The sequence below is a fragment of the Micromonospora endophytica genome (genome assembly GCF_003236305.1).
In the GTDB taxonomy this organism is placed as follows: Bacteria; Actinomycetota; Actinomycetes; order Mycobacteriales; family Micromonosporaceae; genus Micromonospora; species Micromonospora endophytica.
In genome coordinates, this window is the sequence record NZ_POTX01000415.1 from 1 (window position 1) to 3,002 (window position 3,002).

At 72.2% G+C, this 3,002-nt stretch carries 3 protein-coding genes; all 3 read right to left on the reverse strand.

The genetic code is table 11. The features are described 5' to 3' along the window. A partial coding sequence (locus C1I93_RS29945; protein WP_438819599.1) for an ABC transporter ATP-binding protein occupies positions 1 to 1,907 on the reverse strand: 1,907 nt, incomplete at its 3' end. Positions 1,908 to 2,126: 219 nt separating this feature from the next. After that, positions 2,127 to 2,636, reverse strand: coding sequence for a methylated-DNA--[protein]-cysteine S-methyltransferase (locus C1I93_RS29950; RefSeq protein WP_111246597.1), 510 nt, complete (start codon positions 2,634 to 2,636; stop codon positions 2,127 to 2,129). 92 nt (positions 2,637 to 2,728) lie between these two features. Then, positions 2,729 to 3,002 (reverse strand): DNA-3-methyladenine glycosylase family protein (locus tag C1I93_RS29955; protein WP_369007963.1); only part of this gene is annotated, 274 nt, incomplete at its 5' end.

Consider the following 3,002-nt stretch of genomic DNA (forward strand, 5'->3'; position numbering starts at 1 on the left):
TGCACGACGTCGACACGGGCCGGATCACCCTGGACGGGCACGACCTGCGTGACCTGCGACTGGCCTCGCTGCGCCGGCGTGCCGGCCGGTGGCGGGGCGGCAGCGGACGCGGTGGCCGGTGGTGCGGTGGCCGGCTCGGCGGTGAGCAGGGCGCGGTACGCGGGCACGGTGGCCAGCAGTTCCGGGTGCGTGCCGACGGCGGTGATCCGGCCGTGCTGCAGCAGCGCGACCCGGTCGGCGAGGGCGATCGTGGACGGCCGGTGCGCCACCAGCAGCGCGGTCATGTTCCGCAGCACCTGCTTCAACGCGGCCTCCACCGCCGCCTCGGTGTGCACGTCGAGCGCGGAGAGGGGGTCGTCGAGCACCAGCACGGCGGGCCGGACGAGCACCGCCCGAGCCAGGGCCAGCCGCTGCCGCTGGCCCCCGGAGAGCGACAGGCCCTGCTCACCCAGCCGGGTCCGCAGCCCCCACGGCAGGTCGTCCGCGAACTCGGCCTGGGCCAGCGCGAGCGCCGCCCGTACCTCGTCGGAGCCGGCGTCGGGGCGGCCCAGGGTGAGGTTCTCCCACACCGACATGGAGAAGAGCGTCGGATCCTCGAAGGCCACCGCGACCAGCCGGCGCAGCGAGGCCAGTCGCAGGTCACGCAGGTCGTGCCCGTCCAGGGTGATCCGGCCCGTGTCGACGTCGTGCAGCCGGGACACCAGGGAGAGCAGGGTGCTCTTGCCGCTGCCGGTGGCGCCGACCACGGCGAGCGTCTCGCCGGGCTCGACGGTCAGGTCGACGCCGCGCAGCACCGGTGTGGCGCTGCCCGGATAGCGGAATGTCACCCCCTCGAAGCGGAGGTGGCCGCGTACCGCCGAACGCGGCAGGGTGACCGCCGCCGGAGCATCCACAATGGATGGTGAGGTGTCCAGGACCTCCTGGATCCGGTCGGCGGCGGTGGCCGCCTCCTGCCCGTTGGCGATGATCCAGCCCAGCGACTGCACCGGCCAGATCAGCATCAACTGGAGGCTGACGAAGGCGACAAGCTCACCGATGGTGAGGCTGCCACCGGCGACCGCGGCGGTGCCCGCCACCAGCACGATGCCCAGGGTCAGGTTCGGCACCAGGTCGAGCTTGGCGGAGGTACGGGCCAGCAGCCGCCCCTTGTCCACTCCGGTGTCGTGCAGGGCCCGGGTGCTGGCCACGAACCGCTCGGTCAGCTGCGGCCCCCGCCCGTACGCCTTCATGGTGCGCAACCCCTGCGCGGTCTCCTCGACCAGGGTGGCCACGTCGCCCTGCTGGTCCTGCATCCGGCGGGAGGCGGCGTGGTAGTGCCTGCCGAACCGCCTGGCGATCAGGAACAGCGGCACCGCGCTCGCCGCCACCAGCAGCCCCAGCGCCGGATGCAGCCGGATCAGCAGCACCACCACGACCAGGTAGGTGACCAGGTTCAGGACGAGGAAGAGCAGGCCGAAGGAGAGGAACCGGCGCAGCACCGACAGGTCGCTGGTGATCCGGGAGAGCAGTTGGCCGGAGGGCCAACGGTCATGGAAGCTGGCCGGCAACCGCTGGAGGTGCGCGTACACGTCGTCGCGGATGGCCGCCTCCATCTCGAGCGAGGACGACGACTGCACCCACCGTCGGATGAAGATCAGCACAGCTTCGACCAGGCCGACGAGCAGCGCCAACCCGGCCAACTGGAACAGTCCGGCCAGATCCCGCCGGGCCACCGGCCCGTCGACCACCTGCTGCGCCAGCAGCGGCACGGCGATGCCCGCCCCGGTGGCGGCAAACCCGGCCAGCATCAGCCAGGCGAACTGCGCCGCATGCGGACGTAGATAACGTCGCAACCGCCAGAGGTTGCGCAGCGAATGTCGCCCGACCTCGCCCCGGCCGGCCGGGCCGCCGTCACTCCCCGCAGCCACCATCCGACGGTATCGGTAAACGCCTGTCGTACCGATGTCGGCTTGTTGTCAGTGGTCTTGCCTTTCCGGTGGCCGCCCTCAGCCGGACGGCTGAATCGTGCCCGCGTGATCACTATGGCTGCGATGTCGCCGGCGCTGTCGGCACCTTCATTCGCTGCTTTCCGTAGTCGCTCCGGCGCTTTCCGTGTCTTCTCCGGCGCGGTCCGCGGCTTCTTCGTGCTATCCGCGGCGTTCGTGGGCGAGCAGCCATTCCTTGACGGGCAGCCCCCAGCGGTAGCCGCCGAGCGTCCCGTCGGTACGCAGCACCCGGTGGCAGGGAACGAAGAGGGCTGCCGCGTTGCGGGCGCAGGCCGCCGCCGCAGCCCGAACCGCAGCCGGCCGGCCGGCCAGCGCCGCGTACCCGGTGTAGGTGACCGGCTCGCCCGGCTTCACGTCGCGCAGCACCCGCCAGGCGTGGGACAGGAACACCCCGCCGCTGTGCTGCTCCACCGGCACCGTGTCGATGGCGGTCAGCTCACCGTCGAGGTACGCCGCGACGGCCGCGCTGACCGGCCCGAGTTCGGTCCGCTGGCGGAGATCACCGCGCAGGCTCGGGTGGATCAGCGGCAGCAGGTGCGCCGGGTCGGGAGTGAAGCCGGCGGCCCGTACCGCGCCCTGCGGCCCGGTGAGGACGGTGAACGGCCCGGCGGGCGTGTCGATGGTGGCGGTGTCGATGATCGTGCTGGGCATCTCTGTCTCCACAGTCGGACTCATGCTGCTCTCCACGGTCGTGCTCATGCTGCTCCCCACGGTCGTGCTCATGCTGCTCCCCACGGTCGTGCTCATGCTGCTCTCCAAAGGCGGATCACCGCGTACGAGCGCCAGGGGCGCCAGCGGGCGGCGTACGCGTCGAGGGTCTTCGGGTCGTCGGGCAGGCCGAGGGCGGCGGCGCCCCGGCGGACCGCGAGGTCGGTGGGGAGGAAGACGTCCGGGTCACCGAGGGCACGCATCGCCACGTAACCGGCCGTCCACGGCCCGATCCCCGGAATCGCCAGCAACCGCCGCACCGTCTCCTCCCGGTCCCCACCCGGCGCCAGCTCCAGCTCTCCCTCGACC

Coding starts and splice junctions, on each gene's coding strand:
- C1I93_RS29950 (WP_111246597.1), bottom strand. CDS start 2,636: ATGCCCAGCACGATCATCGACACCGCCACCATCGACACGCCCGCCGGG.